General features: G+C 26.7%; 16 protein-coding genes. All 16 read right to left on the bottom strand.

Annotation, left to right across the window (positions count from 1 at the left end):
* Positions 1–9 precede the first annotated feature (9 nt).
* A complete protein-coding gene (gene rfbA / locus QOZ93_RS06095; protein WP_111944026.1) occupies positions 10–882 on the bottom strand; it encodes a glucose-1-phosphate thymidylyltransferase RfbA in 873 nt (290 codons plus the stop codon).
* Positions 883–1734, bottom strand: coding sequence for a glycosyltransferase family 2 protein (locus QOZ93_RS06090; RefSeq protein WP_307355518.1), 852 nt, complete (start codon positions 1732–1734; stop codon positions 883–885).
* A gap of 33 nt (positions 1735–1767) precedes the next feature.
* Entirely contained in the window at positions 1768–2808 is a 1041-nt protein-coding gene (locus QOZ93_RS06085) for a mannose-1-phosphate guanylyltransferase (RefSeq protein ID WP_307355517.1), read from the bottom strand.
* Positions 2809–2810: 2 nt separating this feature from the next.
* Positions 2811–4097, bottom strand: coding sequence for an O-antigen ligase family protein (locus QOZ93_RS06080; RefSeq protein WP_307355516.1), 1287 nt, complete (start codon positions 4095–4097; stop codon positions 2811–2813).
* Positions 4098–5636 (bottom strand): lipopolysaccharide biosynthesis protein, encoded by a 1539-nt coding sequence (locus QOZ93_RS06075; protein ID WP_307355515.1) that lies wholly within the window; start codon positions 5634–5636, stop codon positions 4098–4100.
* A gap of 11 nt (positions 5637–5647) precedes the next feature.
* On the bottom strand, positions 5648–6631 hold the full coding sequence (locus QOZ93_RS06070) for a glycosyltransferase family 2 protein (protein ID WP_307355514.1): 984 nt from the start codon (positions 6629–6631) through the stop codon (positions 5648–5650).
* Positions 6632–6743: 112 nt separating this feature from the next.
* Positions 6744–7853: an alcohol dehydrogenase catalytic domain-containing protein gene (locus tag QOZ93_RS06065; RefSeq protein WP_307355513.1), complete on the bottom strand. Its 1110-nt coding sequence runs from the start codon at positions 7851–7853 to the stop codon at positions 6744–6746.
* Positions 7854–8561, bottom strand: coding sequence for a 2-C-methyl-D-erythritol 4-phosphate cytidylyltransferase (gene ispD, locus QOZ93_RS06060; protein ID WP_307355512.1), 708 nt, complete (start codon positions 8559–8561; stop codon positions 7854–7856).
* Between the two features lie 23 nt (positions 8562–8584).
* On the bottom strand, positions 8585–9727 hold the full coding sequence (locus QOZ93_RS06055; RefSeq protein WP_307355511.1) for a CDP-glycerol glycerophosphotransferase family protein: 1143 nt from the start codon (positions 9725–9727) through the stop codon (positions 8585–8587).
* A 13-nt stretch (positions 9728–9740) separates the two neighbouring features.
* Entirely contained in the window at positions 9741–10508 is a 768-nt protein-coding gene (locus tag QOZ93_RS06050) for a DUF4422 domain-containing protein (RefSeq protein WP_307355531.1), read from the bottom strand.
* Positions 10508–11614, bottom strand: coding sequence for a UDP-galactopyranose mutase (gene glf / locus QOZ93_RS06045; protein ID WP_307355510.1), 1107 nt, complete (start codon positions 11612–11614; stop codon positions 10508–10510). The genes QOZ93_RS06050 and glf overlap by 1 nt, the downstream gene beginning before the upstream one ends.
* 32 nt (positions 11615–11646) lie before the next feature.
* Positions 11647–12321: a sugar transferase gene (locus QOZ93_RS06040; RefSeq protein WP_307355509.1), complete on the bottom strand. Its 675-nt coding sequence runs from the start codon at positions 12319–12321 to the stop codon at positions 11647–11649.
* Positions 12322–12348: 27 nt separating this feature from the next.
* Positions 12349–14001 (bottom strand): alginate O-acetyltransferase AlgX-related protein, encoded by a 1653-nt coding sequence (locus QOZ93_RS06035; RefSeq protein WP_307355508.1) that lies wholly within the window; start codon positions 13999–14001, stop codon positions 12349–12351.
* A gap of 95 nt (positions 14002–14096) precedes the next feature.
* The gene (locus QOZ93_RS06030) at positions 14097–15833 is read right to left on the bottom strand and encodes an alginate O-acetyltransferase AlgX-related protein (protein WP_307355507.1); all 1737 of its coding nucleotides are present in this window, start codon (positions 15831–15833) and stop codon (positions 14097–14099) included.
* A gap of 14 nt (positions 15834–15847) precedes the next feature.
* Complete coding sequence (locus QOZ93_RS06025; protein ID WP_307355506.1) at positions 15848–17254, bottom strand: MBOAT family O-acyltransferase; 1407 nt, start codon at positions 17252–17254, stop codon at positions 15848–15850.
* A gap of 74 nt (positions 17255–17328) precedes the next feature.
* Positions 17329–18306 carry a type I phosphomannose isomerase catalytic subunit gene (locus QOZ93_RS06020; RefSeq protein WP_307355530.1) on the bottom strand — a complete coding sequence of 326 codons (978 nt, stop codon included), beginning with the start codon at positions 18304–18306 and terminating at the stop codon, positions 17329–17331.
* Positions 18307–18810 lie beyond the last annotated feature (504 nt).

The raw sequence follows: 18810 nt of genomic DNA, 5'->3' as shown, positions 1-18810 counted from the left end.
CTCCCCTCTTTAAATTTCCTCTTCAGCAAGTTCCATTAAATATTTCCCGTATCCTGTTTTTAATAATGGTGTTGCCAAAGCTTTTAATTGTTCCTTATTTATCCAACCTTTTCTATAGGAAATTTCCTCTAAGCAAGCTATGTATGTACCTTGAGTGTTTTGAACAGCTTCTACAAAGTTAGATGCCTTCAACATTGAACTATGTGTTCCTGTATCAAGCCATGCCATTCCTCTACCTAGTAAATCTACTTCTAGTGTTCCTTCTTCCATATACAACTTATTTACATCTGTAATTTCAAGTTCCCCTCTTTTAGAAGGTTTTATCTTTTTAGCCTTTTCAACTACAGTATTATCATAGAAATATAGTCCTGGAACTGCATATTTTGATTTTGGGTTTTCTGGTTTTTCTTCTAAGGATATAACTTTATTATTTTTATCAAATTCCACTACACCGAAGTCCTTTGGGTTTTGAACATAATAACCATATATCATAGCACCACTTTTTAATTCTGCGCCTTTTTCTAAATGTTGTCCAAAGCTTTGTCCCCAGAATATATTATCACCTAATATTAATGATACATTATCATCTCCAATGAATTCTTCCCCTATTATAAATGCTTCTGCAAGACCATTAGGTTCCTTTTGAACTTCATAACTTATATTAAGTCCTAATTCTTGTCCATCTTTAAATAATTCCTTGAACCCTTTAATATCTCTTTCAGTTGATATTATAAGAATGTCTCTTATTCCAGATAACATTAAAACTGACATTGGATAATATATCATTGGTTTATCGTATATAGGTACCATCTGTTTTGACATTGCTTTTGTAACGGGATAAAGTCTTGTTCCTGATCCCCCTGCTAGAACTATTCCCTTCATTTATTTAACACTCCTTTTTCCAAAGTAACTTCCTAAAAATCTTGCTGCAAAATTTGGAATTAAATTTAAAAGGACTTTATAATTTCCTTCTTGAAAAGCTCTTTTTACCACATACCTTAGTAATCCCATTCCTGCCCTATTAGCTTTATAGGCTAATAAATAATCGTTCTGCTTTAAAAATACTCCTGTAATATAGTATCTTGTATACAACTGCTTTAAAGTAAATTTATGAGAATGAATAACTTGTGATTCTGCACAATATCTTATTCTATATCCATTTTGAATAATCTTATATGCAATATACATATCCTCATTAGTTGGTAATCTTTTTTGATCATATCCATTTAACTCCATAAACACAGATTTCTTTATGGCAGAAGATGCGTCTGAAAAGAAGAAAGTTAAAAACCCTAACTCTTCAATACTTTCTCTAGATACTAATCTACTTTCCTTTGGATAGTTTTTCTCTCTTATATATTTTTCAATAGTCTCATTATCACATATTTGTCTACTAAAAGTAGCCTCACATTTTCCTTCTACAATAGGTTCTGTTAATTTATATAGCCATAACTTATCTTTAATTAAAATATCCTGAGTTATAAAAACTAAAATATCACCTTCAGCATCAAAAGCAGCCTCTTCTCTAGTTTTACTATGAGAAAATTCTTTTCTGCTAATTTTTTTATAGTTACACCCTAGTTTTTTTAATAATTCTTCTGAATTATCCTCTGTTTCTGTAAGAACATATTGTATAGAAAGTATATCTACCTTTTCTTGTTCTTTTAAAGATTTATGTAGGTTCTCTATATATTTTTCTCCATTATACAAAGGACATATAATAGAAATTCTCATACCTTTCTCCTTTTGAATATCCTCAATTTTTTGCTACAATTCTAACAGATCTCTAACTTTACACAAATTCTCTATATTTTCCTTCTTGCCTAAGAAGATCATGTCATCACTTTCTACAAGTACGATGTCTTCTACACCTGATAGAACTATAGGTTTTTTATTTCCAATAATTATATTATTTTTTCCTTCTAATGTTTTCACACTACCTAAGGTTATGTTATTATCTTCATCCTTTTCTCTATATCTTTCAATTGACTTCCAACTACCTACATCATCCCAAGCAAGATCAGCTTTTATGACATAAATATTTTGTGTCTTTTCCATAATAGCAAAATCTACAGAGATATTATCTACTTTTGGATAATTCTTTTCTAAACTTTCCTCATATCCTTCTTCTTTTGTATTTACAATTTCTTGTAAAATATCATAAGTGTTCTTTAAATACCTATTTACGAGTTTTAAAATGTTTTCTGCTTTCCACATGAACATACCACTATTCCATAGATATTCTCCACTCTTGAAATATTTTTCCGCCTTTTCTAGATTAGGCTTTTCAACAAATCGCTCTACTTTAACAATTTTATCATTTAATTCTTTATCATATTTTATATAACCATATCCAGTTTCCGCTCTAGTTGGTTCTATTCCTATTGTGGCTATTGCATCTTTATGCTCTTCTATAAATTTTTCTCCTTCTTTTAGTACTTCTAAAAATTCATCTTCTTTTTTTATTAGATGATCCGAAGGGACTACTATCATAGTTGCATCTTTATACCTTTTATTTATATGAAAAGCTGATAATGCAATACATGGTGCCGTATTTCTACCTATAGGTTCTACTATTATATTTTCATTATTGATATTGGGTAATTGTTCTTTCAGTATTGGAACATATTCCTTAGATGTAACAACAAAAATTCTTTCCATTGGAATTATAGGTAGTAATCTCTTTACTGCCATTTGAATCATTGTATCTTGTCCTAAAAGGTTTAAAAATTGCTTTGGTTTTTTTTCTGTAGATAATGGCCAAAATCTTGTGCCCTTACCCCCTGCCATTATTAAAGCGCATAGCATTTTTAAGACTCCTCTCCGTTGTGTTCCTTATCCCACTCTTTTTGTATAACATTAGAAAATATTATAATTAAAACATATATAGTTGAACAATGTTTAATTATTGGACTTTCTATAAGATTATAGAATGCAATAAATACTAAAAAGCTTAAAATATAAGAAACATATCTTTTATCTTTTAAAGTTGTACTGTTATTTAACTTTTTAATTCTGTTAAATAAGTATGTAAAACCAGCTACAATAAATACGGCTCCTACAAATCCAAAATCAATTAATATATCTAAATATCCATTATGACAATGTGATGGAAGTCCTCCATAGAATTCAGCAATAAAGTTTACAGCATATATGTTATTACTAAATAATCCTGTATATCCATATCCAAGCATTGGCTTTACTTTTATACATGCTACGACTCCATTCCATATAACACTTCTATCTGTAAGAGTTGGTGTTCTACCTATTGCTAATAGTAAATTTTGAAACCATGCGGGTTGACATACCATAGCATAAGTTGAAAATAATAATAATGGTAATATAGCATAAATTATAATATTATTTAATGTTTTATATTTGGTTATTAAAATTAAAATAATAAATACAGGTAGTAATAGGTAACATGTCATACTTTTCGTTCCCATTAATATTATTGCTGCACCTATAATTGTTCCTAAATAAGTTAACTTTAATTTCTTATCATCTTTATTATTCATTAAAAACCATAGTGACAATGTTATAGTTAAAACCATATAAAAAGCCAAAAGATTTCTGTGTTTAAATATTCCTTTTATAGGGAAATGAGTATATCTCATCTCTGTTGTATCAAAAACAAATGGTAAACTAAATATCCATGATACTAAGTTTATAACTACTAAGATAATAAACCACTGTAATAGCATCTTAAAAATTTCTTCTTTAGTATAATTCAGTCCCATATACATTGCTATAACTGTAGTAGCTATTAAAAATAATGTATTTTTAGTTGTAATTCCTCTTGATTGAGACCATATTATTGATAAAGAACTAAAAACACATATAAAAATAAAGAATATATTTATGTCCTTTATATTTTTTGAAATTTGCTTGTTTTTCTTCATTACTAAAAAAAGAATTATTGGTACTATAGCTAAAAATATATACTTTATCACTTTAGTTACAGTAAAATAATTAACAAAACTTACACCAGATGTAATTATTAAAAACATATACATTAAAGCGTATTTAGTAATGTCTTTACTTAATAGTTCCTGAACTCCATCTAATCTATTATTTATAACTTCTTTATAACTCATCTATCTTTCCCCTCTTACTTTAGAACGTTTTAATCTTTTCATAAGTAAAGCTTTATAGTATTGGAATTCTTCTTTCTTATAAAACATTATAGCATAACTGAAATTTATAATTATTACACTTAAAATACAATTTAATAAGAAATCTAAAAATTTATTACTTACATGCACATATCTACAAGTGATTCTTGTTAAAATAAATGGAACCACAGCATAACACATATATTTTAAATAATGAATTAAGTATTCTGAAAGACTTTTATTAAATACTTTATTAAATACAATTTTCGGTTTAATCCAGAAAATAACTGATAAATTACTTATTAAAGTTCCTATAAATACTCCTATTAATCCAAATTTCTTTAAAAGAATTATAGAAAATACTAAATTTATAATACTTTCCGCTATTGGTGCATATCTATCTTCGTAATAAAGTCCTGCACTTTCTTTGAACTTATCCACACATAATCTCATTGCTGTTATATAAAAGTTTAAAAGAAGTACTATAAGTACGGATTTATCTAATAAAAATCTATTTCCAAGCCAAAGTTCTATAACTTGATCTATAGCATTATATAGACATATTCCTATAAATGAGGCTATCCAAAAATTAAAAAAGAATAATTTTTTAAATACTGAAAAAGATTTTTCTTTATCTCCTTCTGTTAATAGATTTCCTATACTTGCTGCAATACCTTCAAATATCTTGTTTATAAAATTTTGGCAAAATGCAATAATCATATTGTAGTTTGTATATAATGCCACTACTTTAAAATTCAAGAAATATGATATTAATAAATTATCTGTACTAAATACAACAAAGCCACCAATTTTATGTATAAATAATGCTTTTATATTTTTTATAATATCCTTTTTCCCTTTTACTTTGTCGGCTTTTATATCTTTATACCACGGAAATCTTTTATTGGTACTATAATTTATTACGATTAAATATTCTATATTGGTTAGAATCTGAATTACTATAAATATAATAAAAGACTTATATATATATAGCATTATTATTTGTACTACTGATCTTATAAATTTGAAAATAAAATCCCAAAAGGAAATTACATATCCATTTTCACTAGCATATAAAAGACAAGTTTTATATGAGAAAAAATATGTTAGTGATGTGTCTGCTATATATAGTAAAAAACATATTTTAGCATATACCATAGGTATTTGTTCTTTTACAAAAATGTGTAGAAATCCAGTTAATATTATTCCCGCTATTATTAAAATACTTCCACATACTTTATAAATCTTTGAATATAATGTAACAGCACTTTTTATTTGTACTTTATCATCTTCTGCAAAAGGTTTATATAGCGAAAACATTATTGCCATACCTACACCAGATTCTATTAGGTTTAAGAAACTAAGTATGTTTTGCAAAAGTCCTTGGAATCCTGCTACGTCATCACCTAACAAAGCTAAAAATACTTTTCTATTTAAGAATGTTACTAGCATTAATAATATATAGGTGGCCATACCATATATAACATTTTTCTTTGCATTTTTCACCCTTGTTTTTTTCATTTTTTCACCTTTTATTTTCTTAAAAGTTTATACATCAATTCTGGGCTTATTAATAAAACCTTCGATGCTATTTTAAATTTTATATTTTCCTTTTGCCCGTTTATTTTAAACCTTTTTAGGTATTCTCTTTGCTCTTTATCTTTTACAAAGTTCAAAAGTCTTTCCCTACAGTTTTCACTTTTAGCTAGTGATGAAAATATCCTCATTATTGATTGTGGAATTTTATATTCCATAAGTGATTTTTCAACATTTACACCTTCATATTTAAAATTTTCTCTAATATACTTCAGTATTTCCATATTAGATTCATGTAAATTGAAATATTTTTCATTAGCTGTTCTCGTAACAGATGTATCTCTTCTTAGATAATATACTAAAGCTTTTTCAACACAAGTAACTTTCTCAGCATTCATAAGAGCTTTTGCTACAAATACTGTATCTTCTCCAAAAACTATATTTGTAGGAAAATATAATTTATTTTCTTTTAAAAAGTTTCTTGAATACATACCAGATATGGCACTAATCCAAAATTCATTTTTTAACATTTTTTCTGCTGCTTTAATACCTTTAATTGTGTGTTTTATATATTTATGAACTTTTAGTATTTCTTCTCCATTACTTTCTTTTACATGAGTATATCCACAAAATACTATTTCAGCTTTTTCATTTTGAATTTTTTTGTACATTAAGTCTAACATATTAGGATCGATATAATCATCTCCATCAAGGAAATAAACATATTCTCCTTGTGCATTATCTATTCCTGTATTCCTTGCACTGCTTGCTCCACCATTTTCCTTATTTATAACTTTATAATTCAACATACTATTATTTAAAATTTTCTCTGCTACATCTACACTTTTATCCTTTGATCCATCATTAATTAAAAGGATTTCAAACTCTTTAAAGTTTTGATTTTTTAAGGAATTAAGAGTTCTTTCTATATAATTTTCAACATTATATAAAGGCACTATTACAGAAATCTTAATGCTCATATTTTTTATTTGCTCCTTATACATCTTTCTTATTTGTTACTTCTACTTCTCATTTTTTATGTTATTAATCCATAAATCATACATCATATATATTGTAATATTAACTTATATCTTAAAAATTAAACTTCATAAGAGTTTTACCTAAACTTTTATTTTCAGCTTCTATTTCAAACACATCATAATAATCAGTAATATTTTCAATTACTCTTATATCATTTACTAATTGACCTAAATATTTATTATAATCCGTTTCTTCCATTAACCTTACACTTCTTTTAAAATCATCAATAGAACTTCTTGTAGTTCCTGTAAGTACTAATCCTTTTTCTAGAATTTTTCTTGTATTTATTGCAACATTATCTTCTGCAACTCCAGTTAAAACTATCCTTCCACCTATTTTTATAACATCAATAATCTGATTGATGGCATCCTTAGAACCCATTCCCCCTACACACTCAAAAGCTAAATCTACCTTCAAATCTTTTAGGGACGGTTCATTAATTTCATAAGTTTCATCACTTGGAAATTGTGCTAACTTGTCTTCATTTTTACCAACTGTTATAATTTTACTGTCCTTTGCCATAACCTTCAAAATACAAGTTAAAATATATCCAACTATACCATCACCCCATACGGCAATTACTTTATTGTCTATATTACAATTCATATCTTTGCATCTTCTTATAGCTGACATTCCAACAGAAGTTAATTCGGCAAAAACCGATTGAATCTCTTCTATGGTTTCATCTACAGGCACAAGATTACTAACTGGGAAACTCATATATTCACAAGAAAATCCATCTGTATTACTAGATGCAAACTTAGCTTTAGGACAATAATTTTCCCCTATTGAATTCCTAAATTCACATTTATCTATATTTCCTTCAATATTACAAATAGATTTTCCTTTTAAGTACTTACATTGTTGTTTGTTTAAATAACTGCATTCTGTTATATTGGGAACTAAAACAACCTTTTGTCCTTCTTTAAAAATATTTGTAGGATCTTTTATAATTTCTCCTACTGCTTCATGTATAAGCCTCATAGGATATTTTAAACCTAAAATTCTTTTATCTCTTTTCCCTAAAAAATATCTAAGGTCTGCTTTGCATACTGCTCCCATATTTATTTTTACTAAGGCATGGTTTTCTTTTAATTCAACACTTTCATAATATATTTCAAAAGTTTTAGGAGATACTATTTTAAATCCCTTACTAAACAATTATTTAACCTCTAATTTTCCTAATTTTATTACAGATTTTAGTATAAGTAGATCTTCAAAAGTAGTTACCTTAAAATTTAATTTATCTCCCTTAACCAAACTAACTTTATTACCTATTTTTAAGACTAACTGACAATCATCTGTAGCATTTAGATTGTTTTCTTTTTTAGCTTCCTCATGTGCTTTTTTAATTAAGGCGTATTCAAAACTTTGAGGAGTTTGTCCAAGATACAATTCACGTCTTACTGGTACCTCTTCTATAACACTACCATCTATACTTCTTATTATGGTATCTGTTGTTGGAATTACTGTATCTACAGCTTTGTTTATCTTTGCACTTTCAATATTTTCATTTATTATTCTTTGTGAAATTAATGGTCTTGCAGCATCATGGATTACAACTATATCCTGATTACTACAAAAATCACTTAACTGATTTATGCCATTATAAACTGACTCTTGTCTTGTATTTCCACCATCTACAATCCACTTAACTTTTGAAATTCCATATTTTCTAATCCAAATAGTTAAATCTTCTTTAAACTCATTCTTACAAATCACTGCTATGTAATCTATATTTGGATTAATATCAAAAGCTTCTATTGTATGAATAATTAATGGCTTACCATATATATCTATAAATTGCTTAGGAATATCGCTCCCCATTCTTGTACCACTACCACCAGCCAATATAATTGCAATATTCATTTTGCAATCACCACCTTAAACTATTATTGTTTATCTTTAAAGAAATGATTTATAAATCTTTTTGTTGATTTTCCATCTGTATATTCGCAAAATCTTTTAGAAAACTCTCTTATAAGTTCCTTATTATATGAACCTTCCATACTTTCTTGTATTTCATTTAATACTTCTTCTGATGTTCTTAACATTTTACCTGGTATAAATTCTTCATATCCAAAATAAAAATTTCTTAAGTTGTTTTTATATTTTTCATAATCATAAGCAAAAAATATAATCGGTTTATCTAACAATGAATATTCAAAAATAATAGATGAATAATCCGTAATTAAAATATCTGAAATTATCATAAGTTTATTTATATTAACCTTACTTACATCTATAATAAAATCTTCTAATCCTTTAGGAATTTCAAATTTATGTCTAATTATAGGATGTAATTTTAATAAAATAACTGAACCGTCCCCTAAGTTTTCTTTTAACAATTTAAGGTCTAGTTGCATGTTAAAATACTCTTTCTCATCATCTCTAAATGTAGGCGCATATAAAATTATGTTTTTTTTCTTTAGTTCTGTATGTACATTAAAAAATTCTTCTTTAACTGCTTCCATATGATTTGAATCAAATAAAATATCTGTTCTTGGTATTCCTAAAGATAGAATTTTAGTTTCTTCCACATTTAAAGCTTTACTATAGATTCCTTTTAATTCTTTTGAACTGACCAAAAGATAATCTATATTTTTTGAGTCTTTTATAAATCTTTCTCTTTCTTTTTCTGTCTTAGCAGAATCTATTCCAAATTTCTTAAATGCACCTAAAGCGTGCCAAGTATTAATCATAATTGTTCCTTTAGGTTTGGGTAAAAAATGATAATAATGATTGTTAGTAATCCAGTATTTTGATGTAGCTAAATAGTATAAGTGCTTAAGTGTTTTTGTTTTTACTATTTTAGTATTATTATCTTCTTGTATATCGATTCTCACACCACTATTTATAGGAATTATTATTTCTAATGGCATTTTTTCTTCTTTTATTTGTTTATATATATATAGTAAGTTTCCAAAGAATCCTTTACCATAATCACATTCTAAAATTATTCTGTTTTGTTTAGTTGGGAAAATAGATAAAATTTTAAATACAAAAGATGCTATAGCAAATATTATTTTTCTCATATTCCATTCTCCCTTACTTAAATTTTCTTTTTAAGAAGTTTTTAATCTTCTTAACCCATTCTACCTTTTCCATATTCAAAATAGGAAGTTCTTTTATATTAAATTCCTGTTTTGCAATCCATACATTAAACAATCTTTCACTTAAAAAACCATATATCCTTTTTTGATAATTATCATAAGAAGATATATCTATACTTCCTTCAAGTTTAAAAAGAATATGAAATAGCCACTCACAATATTTATCAAAATCATCTTTTTTCATTATAAACATATTATAAAGATGTAAGGTTCTTCCATTCATAACACTTTTAAAACTCTCCATGTATTCTGGATAATCTGTTTCTATTATTTTTTCTACCTTTTTTAAGTCCTCTATATGATGGGCATTTTTATAATGTGATTCTATGGTTTCTATATAGTAATTTCTTTTTTTAGGTAAAATAACATTATACTTAGACAGTAATTCTTCTATCTGACTTTTATTAAGAATTAAATCTAATTTATTATTGGTTTGTATTGCTCTTTTAAATATATTTTTCATGGTAAAATATCTTCTATAATGACATAAGCCAATATATTCACACTTTAAATTTTTATATGCCCAGTAAAGTCCTGTCAGTTCACAATAATTAGGATTCTTTATAGATATATTTTCTCCTGTATTATCTCCTATATATCCTAAATCTTGTTTTCCTTCTCGTCCCACATGAAGAGGAATGTATATATTCTCTTCAGGCATTTTATACTTTTTATGTGTTGCCACTAGTATTTTTACATCCATCACTGTAAAAACTCCTCTTTTACTTTATCTAGTGCCGCCTTTATAACATTGTGCATATCATAATACTTGTATTCCCCTAATCGGCCACCAAAAATAATATTCTTTTCTTTATTTGCAAGTTCTCTATATTTATTATATCTTTCTATGTTTTTCTTATCTAATACTGGGTAATATGGCTCATCGCCATGTTTCCATTCCATAGGATACTCTTTTGTTATTACTGTTTTATCGCCTTGTCCAAATTCAAAATGTTTATGCTCTATTATTCTTGTGTAAGGGGTATATCTATCTGTGTAATTTATAACGGCATTTCCTTGATAATTTTCTTCTTCTAACATTTCCGTTTCAAATCTTAAAGTTCTATATTCTAAAATTCCATACTTGTATTCAAAAAATTCATCTATCATACCTGTAAATACAATTTTATCACTAATATTATTTAATTCATCTTTATCTTTAAAATAATCTGTGTTAAGTCTTACTTCACACCCTTGCAATAACCTTTCGATTAAAAGAGTATACCCACCTTCAGGTATTCCCTGATATTTGTCATTGAAATAATTATTATCATAAGTATATCTAACTGGCAATCTTTTTATAATAAATGCAGGAAGTTCAGTACAGGCTCTTCCCCATTGCTTTTCCGTATATCCCTTTATAAGCTTTTCGTAAATATCCGTTCCCACAAGAGAAATAGCTTGTTCCTCTAGATTTTTTGGGGCTTTACCTTTAAGTATGCTTTTTTGTTCCTCAATTTTTTCTTTAGCTTCATTTGGAGTAACCACACCCCATAATTTATTAAATGTATTCATATTAAAAGGTAAATTATATAATTCACCTTTATAATTTGCTATTGGGGAATTAACAAAGGAATTAAAAGATACAAAATCATTTACATAGTCCCAAATTTCTTTATCACTTGTATGAAAAATATGTGCTCCATACTTATGTACATTAATTCCCTCTATAGATTCACAATATACATTTCCACCTATATGAGTCCTTTTGTCTATTACTAAACAACGTTTCCCTAATTTTGTAGCTTCATGTGCAAAAATTGACCCATAAAGTCCAGCCCCTACTATTAAATAATCGTATTTACTCATTTAAAAGTTCTCCTTCTACTTTTGAAAGTGTACTATCTTGCTCCATGTTTTTTAAATACTTCACTAAAAGTTTTAAAAATTATTTTTATATCTAACCCTAAACTTCTATGATCTATATAATACATGTCTAATTGAACCCTTTCTTCATATGTAGTATCACTTCTACCATTTACTTGCCAATATCCTGTAAGGCCTGGTTTTACAGTTAAAAGTTTCTTGCCATACTTTCCGTAAAGTTCTATTTCTTTTTCTATTATTGGTCTTGGCCCTACTATAGTTAAATCACCTTTTAATATATTTAAAAGCTGTGGTAACTCATCAAGACTTGTTTTTCTCAAAATATTACCTATCTTAGTTATTCTAGGATCATTTTCTAACTTAAAATTCTTTGAGAATTCTTCTTTTTGTTCAGGTGACAATTCATCTAATAATTTCTCCGCATTTGTAACCATAGTTCTAAATTTGTATATTTTTATTAATTCGCCATGATATCCTAATCTTTTATGAGCAAAAAACACCGGTCCTTTTGAACCTAACTTTACTAATATACCTAAGATTAAGAATACAGGGCTTAAAATAATAATACCAATTAAAGAACCAATTATATCTACTACTCTCTTAATAAAAAAATATATAAAACTCTTTTTAGGACATATTTCTACTTCTTCAGTTTCATCATTCAAATTTTCCGTCTTTAATTCTAGCATTGGTTCTCCCTCCTTATTTCTTATTGACTACCTAACACTAATTGGATTACCCAACAAAAGTTTTTCTAAATTTCTCTCTACAACTTCTTGTATAACTATATCAGGTTTAACATATTTTATTAATTCCGAATTAAAACTATATGATTTTTCATATATTGATTCACTAAAATGTTCTGACATAAATGGTATTAATGAATCAGTAAAAGAATCACCTAACATAATCATTTTATGTAAATGTTTTTTCGGATTAATCATAACCTTACCATTTACAATTCCATAGTTCTCTCTGGGTAATTGAATTGATGTTCTTATAGTCTTCGGACTTAACTTTATTTCTTTTTCACCATATTGATCTGGTAAACTTAACATATTGGCTAAATCTCCGCCACTTGGTACTTTATATTTATTTATTATATTAAATTTATCTAATCCTATAGGTTTTTCAACTTTAATTTTTTTACTTACTTCATCCATTATCTCCTTATATCCATAATAAGCACCATACTCATTCCAATGGGTATCTGTCTTCCAATATAAATTTGTTTCATTTGTTTTACTTATTAATGTCTTTCTAAGATCTAATATATCTATATTTGAATGTTCATTAAGATACTCTAACAATTGATCTAGTCTGGTCTTACATGATACTTTTCTATATTTTACATTATCATAATATTGAGGATATATACTTTCTTTATTTGGTGCAATAACTAAAATAAAAGGCATTCCTTTTTTAGCCAACCAATTCTTTCTGTTTTCCAAGTTAGTTTTTATTCTAAACAATTCCTGTTTAGTAAATTTGTCTATGCCCCTATATTGTCTTGTTAAATCTTTTCCATCCTCTTTAGCATAATATAACCAGTTATCTTTACCTATTAATACTTTTTCTACAGAAGATACATTAAAAAGTTCTTTATTTATTTTAGCATTCATATATATTAGTATATTTCTAAGTCCAAAACTATCATTGTAGTATGTTTCAAATGCTTTTATTCTATTTTCTATAATGCCTAAATTAATGTTTTCCTCCGCTATTGTAATATTTCGCTTTTCTGTATTGCTACCTATTTTTATTCCTATAAAGTTAACTAAACTAGGAATATATAATATTAGTATAAAGTTTATAATAAAAATTAATTTACATACATCTATATTAGTTTTTACTATACTGTTTACTAGCTTTAAAATTAATCCTGATATAATAAGATTTATACATATTATGGTTATCATTAAGCAATAATCCCTAGGATTATTTTTAATAATTTGACCTATATTATCTATTTCTATAAAGAACTTATTATTTTGAGGATAAATTACATATCCATCTCTTTCATGCTCTATTTTTTTTGCGTTATGGCAACACTTGTTTAAAATTTTCTCTAATTGAACCCCATTTAAAATTATTTTTTTAAATGGAGTCTTTAACTTTAATTCCTTAATATAAAACTTATAATTTGTATTCATAGGCTGAATTCTAAGTTTTTTAATTTTACTGCTACTTAATTTAAAAGGAAGTTCTCTGTACGAACAAAATAAGGTAGGACCAATATTAACACCCATTTTATCATCATATACTTCTTTTCCTATATCTGTATACATTATTCCTATTCCATTTATTCCTTCAAACTTTACTGTAATACTTCCTTTTGTAACCTTATCAAATACATTTCTATATAGCATAATTAATAAAACAAAAATCACCACATTAATTAGTACAAATGTTATAAATTTCTTTAGCTTATACACATCTAGTCTTATCATCTAATTTTCCTTAACTATTTAACACTAATTGGATTTTCATATAAAAGTTTATCTAAATTTCTCTCTACGGTTTCTTGAATAACTATATCTGGTTTACATTGTTTTACTAATTTATCATCAAAATTTTGAGACCATTCGTATACTGCTTCACTAAAATGTTCTGACATATATGGTCCTAATGCCACAGTAAATGAATCTCTAAACATCAATAATTTAGGTAAAGACTTATTAGGATTTTTCATTACTGCCCCTCTTACCAAATCATACTTATGTTCTTCATAAGGGATAGATGTCCTTTTTATCTTAGGTTGTAACAGAATATGTTCCTCTCCATATTGGTTAGGTAAACTTAACATATTAGCCAAATCTCCTTCACCTGGAACTCTGTATTCTTTAACTATATTAAACTTATCTATAGTAAGTGGTCTAACATTTTTAATGTACTTTCCAACTTCTTTCATAATAGCTTCATAACCAAAGTATCCACCAAATTGATTCCAATGTGTATCAGTTTTATAATATAATCTTCCTTTAGATTTATTATCTAATAAAATCTTTCTTAGGTCTAGAACATCTATGTTAGAATTTTTATGTAAGTAATCCATAAGCTGATCTAATCTACTTTCATTACTTACCTTTTTATATTTTTCATTATTATAGTATTCTGGGTAAATAGTTTCTTTATCTGGTGCTATGACTAAAACAAAAGGTATTCCTTTCTTTTCAAGCCATGCTTTTCTCTGTTCTAGATTAGTTTTTATCTTTGATAATTCCTCTGGAGTAAACTTAGTTATTCCTCTATATTGTTTAGTTATATCTTTTCCATTATCTAATCCACAATATAGCCATCCTTCTTTTCCTAAAACAACCTTTTCAGTGGATGGAGTTTTAAAAAATTTAAAGTCAGATAAAGCTTCCAGCCTTATCATTAAATTTCTAAGACCAAAATGGTCATTATACATAGTTTCTACCTTTTTAATAGTTTTTTCAACCCCACTTATATTAGGGTCCAAATCTACCATCATACTTCCTCTTTGTTCTGTATTGTCTCCATCCTTCATTCCTGACACTAAAAATAAGTTAGGAATATATAGAATTAAAATAAATAATGCTATAAAAGCAAATTTTCTTGGTAATAATCCCTTGTATAATAAAAACTCATATAATTTTAATGTAGCTGCTGTTAAAATAATACTTGCAAAAGCTAAAAATAAAATTATAGAATAATTTAATTTAGCATTTTTTATGATTTCACCCATATTATCAGTATACATAAAAGCATCGACTTTTTTAGGATGTATAAATAAAACACCATCCTTAACTTCAACCTTTTGTATATCCTTTGACACATGAGTAAAAGTATCTTTTATTTTTTGAGCATCAAACTCTAATTGTTTAAAAGGTGTTTTGATTGTTAATCTTTTTACCTGTACTTCTTGACCTTTATAACCAAAATGAAGCTTTAATCCTCTTATTTTAGATGAATTCATTGCAAAAGGTATAGCTATAAATTCATTATCTGTTCTAACCATTTCACATCTAGCTGCCATATCGTCATTGTAAATAGTTATATTGTCATCTGTGTAGAATAAAGTAAATAGATTATCTTTTTTATAATTAACTACCATTTCTGCTTTTATAACATTTCCAAAAATGCCTTTATATAAAGTTACTACAAAAAGTAAAAATATTACGTTCAATATTATGAATCGCAACACTTTAAAAATTTTACTATTACAGTAGTTTTGCATATTCTCACCTCTTTTTAAAATCTAAAATATATAAATGGATTATACGTTGATCCTGCTAAAGCTATTAATGATACTATAAGCACTAAAATACATATTGTATTTGATATAAAATCATAAGTACGCTCATGTTTCTTTAATAGACCTTTTGCAAATGAGTTTATATATCTTAGTATAGGTGTGGAAAATACTATAGCAAGTATTAAAATAAATATAACCTTGTTATCTAAATATAATGCTGGATAATATACATTAGTAGATGCCTTAAATACAAACATTTTCTTTATATATGCAAAGGCATTTGTTAATGTATCTGCTCTAAAAATAACCCATCCTACTGTTACTACTAATAATGCATAAACATATCTGAATGGTTTTGGAACCTTTTTAAGTACTCCTCCAACTTTCGTTCTTTCCACTACTAAAAAAGCCCCATGATATGCTCCCCAAAAGATAAAATTCCAACTAGCTCCATGCCATAAACCAGAAAGTAAAAATACTATTATTTGATTTACATAACATCTAGCTACTCCTTTTCTATTTCCTCCTAGGGGTATGTACACATAATCTCTAAACCAATTTGTTAAGGATATATGCCATCTTTTCCAAAACTCTCTTATGGATTTAGATATGTATGGATAGTTAAAGTTCTCCAAAAAGTCAAATCCAAATATTTTCCCAAGCCCTATTGCCATATCTGAATACCCTGAAAAATCAAAGTATATTTGTAAGGTATAACAAATAGCACCAATCCATATTAATGATGTTGATATTTCTTTTGGAGTTATTGCAAAAATTTTATCTGCTATAAGTCCAATTTGATTTGCAATTAAAACTTTTTTAGCAAATCCCATTATAAATCTTTTTATTCCATAGCATACTTTATCTATAGTTATTTTTCTTTCTTTAATTTGTTCATCTATGTCATGATATCTAACTATAGGCCCTGCTATTAATTGTGGAAAAAATGATATGTATAATGCTAAATCGTATATACTTTTTTGTACCTCTACATCTCCCCTATATACATCTATTACATATGATAAACCTTGAAATGTAAAAAATGAAATTCCGATTGGTAAATGTATGGTTGCTAAATCTATTCCTTTAGATACTCCTGTTAATCCTATAAAAGAATTTATATTATCTACAATAAAGTTAGCATATTTAAAAAATATTAAAAGAGATAAGTTACAAACTACACTCCATATTACTATGTTTTTTTTCTTCTTACTATTTTCCCAATATTTATGTATCAAAATTCCAAAGTAATAATTTATACCTATAGATGCTAGCATTACTAATATATGTTTAGGTTCTCCCCAAGCATAAAACAATAAACTAGCTATTAATAATAGAGTATTTCTTTGATCTTTTCTTATTAAAAAATACAAAGTTACTACTAATGGTAAAAAAATAAACATAAATATAGTAGACGTGAAAACCATGCTTCCGCCTCCTTTTATCATTACTAAAAATTAATTATATGAATTATTTCTTATATATAACTTTTTAAAAGCTTCATATTTCCTTGTAATCTGTATTCACCTAGGGCTGCAGGTATTAATATACTTTCACACTTTTCTATACTCTCTTCTCTTGTTATATTATTCTCATCAGAAAAGATAATTTTCCCTTTACCATCTACACAAGTAAAAATATAGAATTTCTTTTTGTCACTACATTCCTTAAGTTCGTCTTTAATTTTATATAGTTGTAAATTTAGCACATCACTTTTTATACAGTTAAAAACTTTTGTTTCCTTTTCACCTTCACAACTTAACTCTAAATTTTCTTCTACATGGATTCTTTTAGGTTGAAGTGTGATGTCTATAACATCTAAGGCTTTCCTTATATGTAATTCTCTTCCTCTATTGTAGTCATATACTCTATAGGTTGTATCACTATTTTGTTGAACTTCTACTAAGAGAATACCTTTTCCTATAGCATGTACCAATCCAGCTTCAATAAAAAACATATCTCCACTTTGAACCTTTATTTTATTCATATATGCTTCTACATTCCCATTTTTGCAGCTTGTTACAAATTCTTCCTGGGTACAATTTTTAGTCCCTACAATTAGTTCTGCATCTTCTTCGGCATCTATTATATACCATGCCTCTACTTTGCCATTATCGCCTTCTACCTTTCTAGCATATTCACTATCTGGATGAACTTGAAGTGACAAATTCTCTTTGGAATTTATTAATTTTAGTAACAGGGGGAAATCTCTAGGTAGAAAATCTTTTTTTGTAATAAGTTCCCCAACGATTTTATCATCTGTCAATTTAACTAATTCCAACAAGGACATTCCTTTATACGCACCATTTGACACTATACTCATTCCATGTTTATGACAAGCTAAGTCCCAACTTTCACCTATGTGTCCTTTAGGCAAATTTTTTCTATAATCTTCTAATTTTCTTCCACCCCAAATTTTTTCATAATACAAATTTTTAAACTTTATTGGATATATATCATATATCATTAAACTTTTCGCTCCTATTCCTAGCCTTACACATTGCTCCCCTAACAAGTTTTACTTTTTTGTAGCATTTTGCTCTTATATTATATCAGATGTAATACAAACTATAAATATACTATTCTTATTCTTTTGTTGGTTTTTAGTTGTTATATATGGTTTTTATAGTCTATTTTATAGTTATATTATGTTTTTATAAAACCTAGTGTAAAACTTTTCATCATAAAAATACTATTTTTGAAAAATATCTACATTAATATATGTATTTAATTTCATACTTATTAATTTTACTTCTACTTTTATTCTTTATTCCCTCTATTATTGCATTTAATTGCTAGTTTTAATATTTATTTAAAGATTTGTATTCTATTTGTAACTTTTGTGCTATATATGACTTATTATGTTTACTATACGTATACTCTGCTTAACTTCATTATACATTCGTTCTTTATATGATATCATTTCTTTGTAATATAAATAATTTTTAAATTGCTATCT

The sequence above is a fragment of the Hathewaya limosa genome (genome assembly GCF_030815255.1).
GTDB classification, from domain to species: Bacteria; Bacillota; Clostridia; order Clostridiales; family Clostridiaceae; genus Hathewaya; species Hathewaya limosa.
Note: the sequence above shows the minus strand (reverse complement) of the source record. Positions and strands in the feature narration are given on the sequence as shown.

Bases quoted from the DNA above. Each gene is read 5' to 3' on its own strand.
- glf (WP_307355510.1), bottom strand. From the start codon at position 11,614: ATGAGTAAATACGATTATTTAATAGTAGGGGCTGGACTTTATGGGTCA.
- QOZ93_RS06035 (WP_307355508.1), bottom strand. From the start codon at position 14,001: ATGCTATATAGAAATGTATTTGATAAGGTTACAAAAGGAAGTATTACA.
- rfbA (WP_111944026.1), bottom strand. From the start codon at position 882: ATGAAGGGAATAGTTCTAGCAGGGGGATCAGGAACAAGACTTTATCCC.
- QOZ93_RS06090 (WP_307355518.1), bottom strand. From the start codon at position 1,734: ATGAGAATTTCTATTATATGTCCTTTGTATAATGGAGAAAAATATATA.
- QOZ93_RS06050 (WP_307355531.1), bottom strand. From the start codon at position 10,508: ATGGATGTAAAAATACTAGTGGCAACACATAAAAAGTATAAAATGCCT.
- QOZ93_RS06025 (WP_307355506.1), bottom strand. From the start codon at position 17,254: ATGTTTATTTTTTTACCATTAGTAGTAACTTTGTATTTTTTAATAAGA.
- QOZ93_RS06070 (WP_307355514.1), bottom strand. From the start codon at position 6,631: ATGAGCATTAAGATTTCTGTAATAGTGCCTTTATATAATGTTGAAAAT.
- QOZ93_RS06085 (WP_307355517.1), bottom strand. From the start codon at position 2,808: ATGCTATGCGCTTTAATAATGGCAGGGGGTAAGGGCACAAGATTTTGG.
- QOZ93_RS06030 (WP_307355507.1), bottom strand. From the start codon at position 15,833: ATGCAAAACTACTGTAATAGTAAAATTTTTAAAGTGTTGCGATTCATA.
- QOZ93_RS06080 (WP_307355516.1), bottom strand. From the start codon at position 4,097: ATGAGTTATAAAGAAGTTATAAATAATAGATTAGATGGAGTTCAGGAA.
- ispD (WP_307355512.1), bottom strand. From the start codon at position 8,561: ATGAATATTGCAATTATATTGGCTGGTGGTAGTGGTACAAGAATGGGG.
- QOZ93_RS06055 (WP_307355511.1), bottom strand. From the start codon at position 9,727: ATGAGAAAAATAATATTTGCTATAGCATCTTTTGTATTTAAAATTTTA.
- QOZ93_RS06040 (WP_307355509.1), bottom strand. From the start codon at position 12,321: ATGCTAGAATTAAAGACGGAAAATTTGAATGATGAAACTGAAGAAGTA.
- QOZ93_RS06075 (WP_307355515.1), bottom strand. From the start codon at position 5,636: ATGAAAAAAACAAGGGTGAAAAATGCAAAGAAAAATGTTATATATGGT.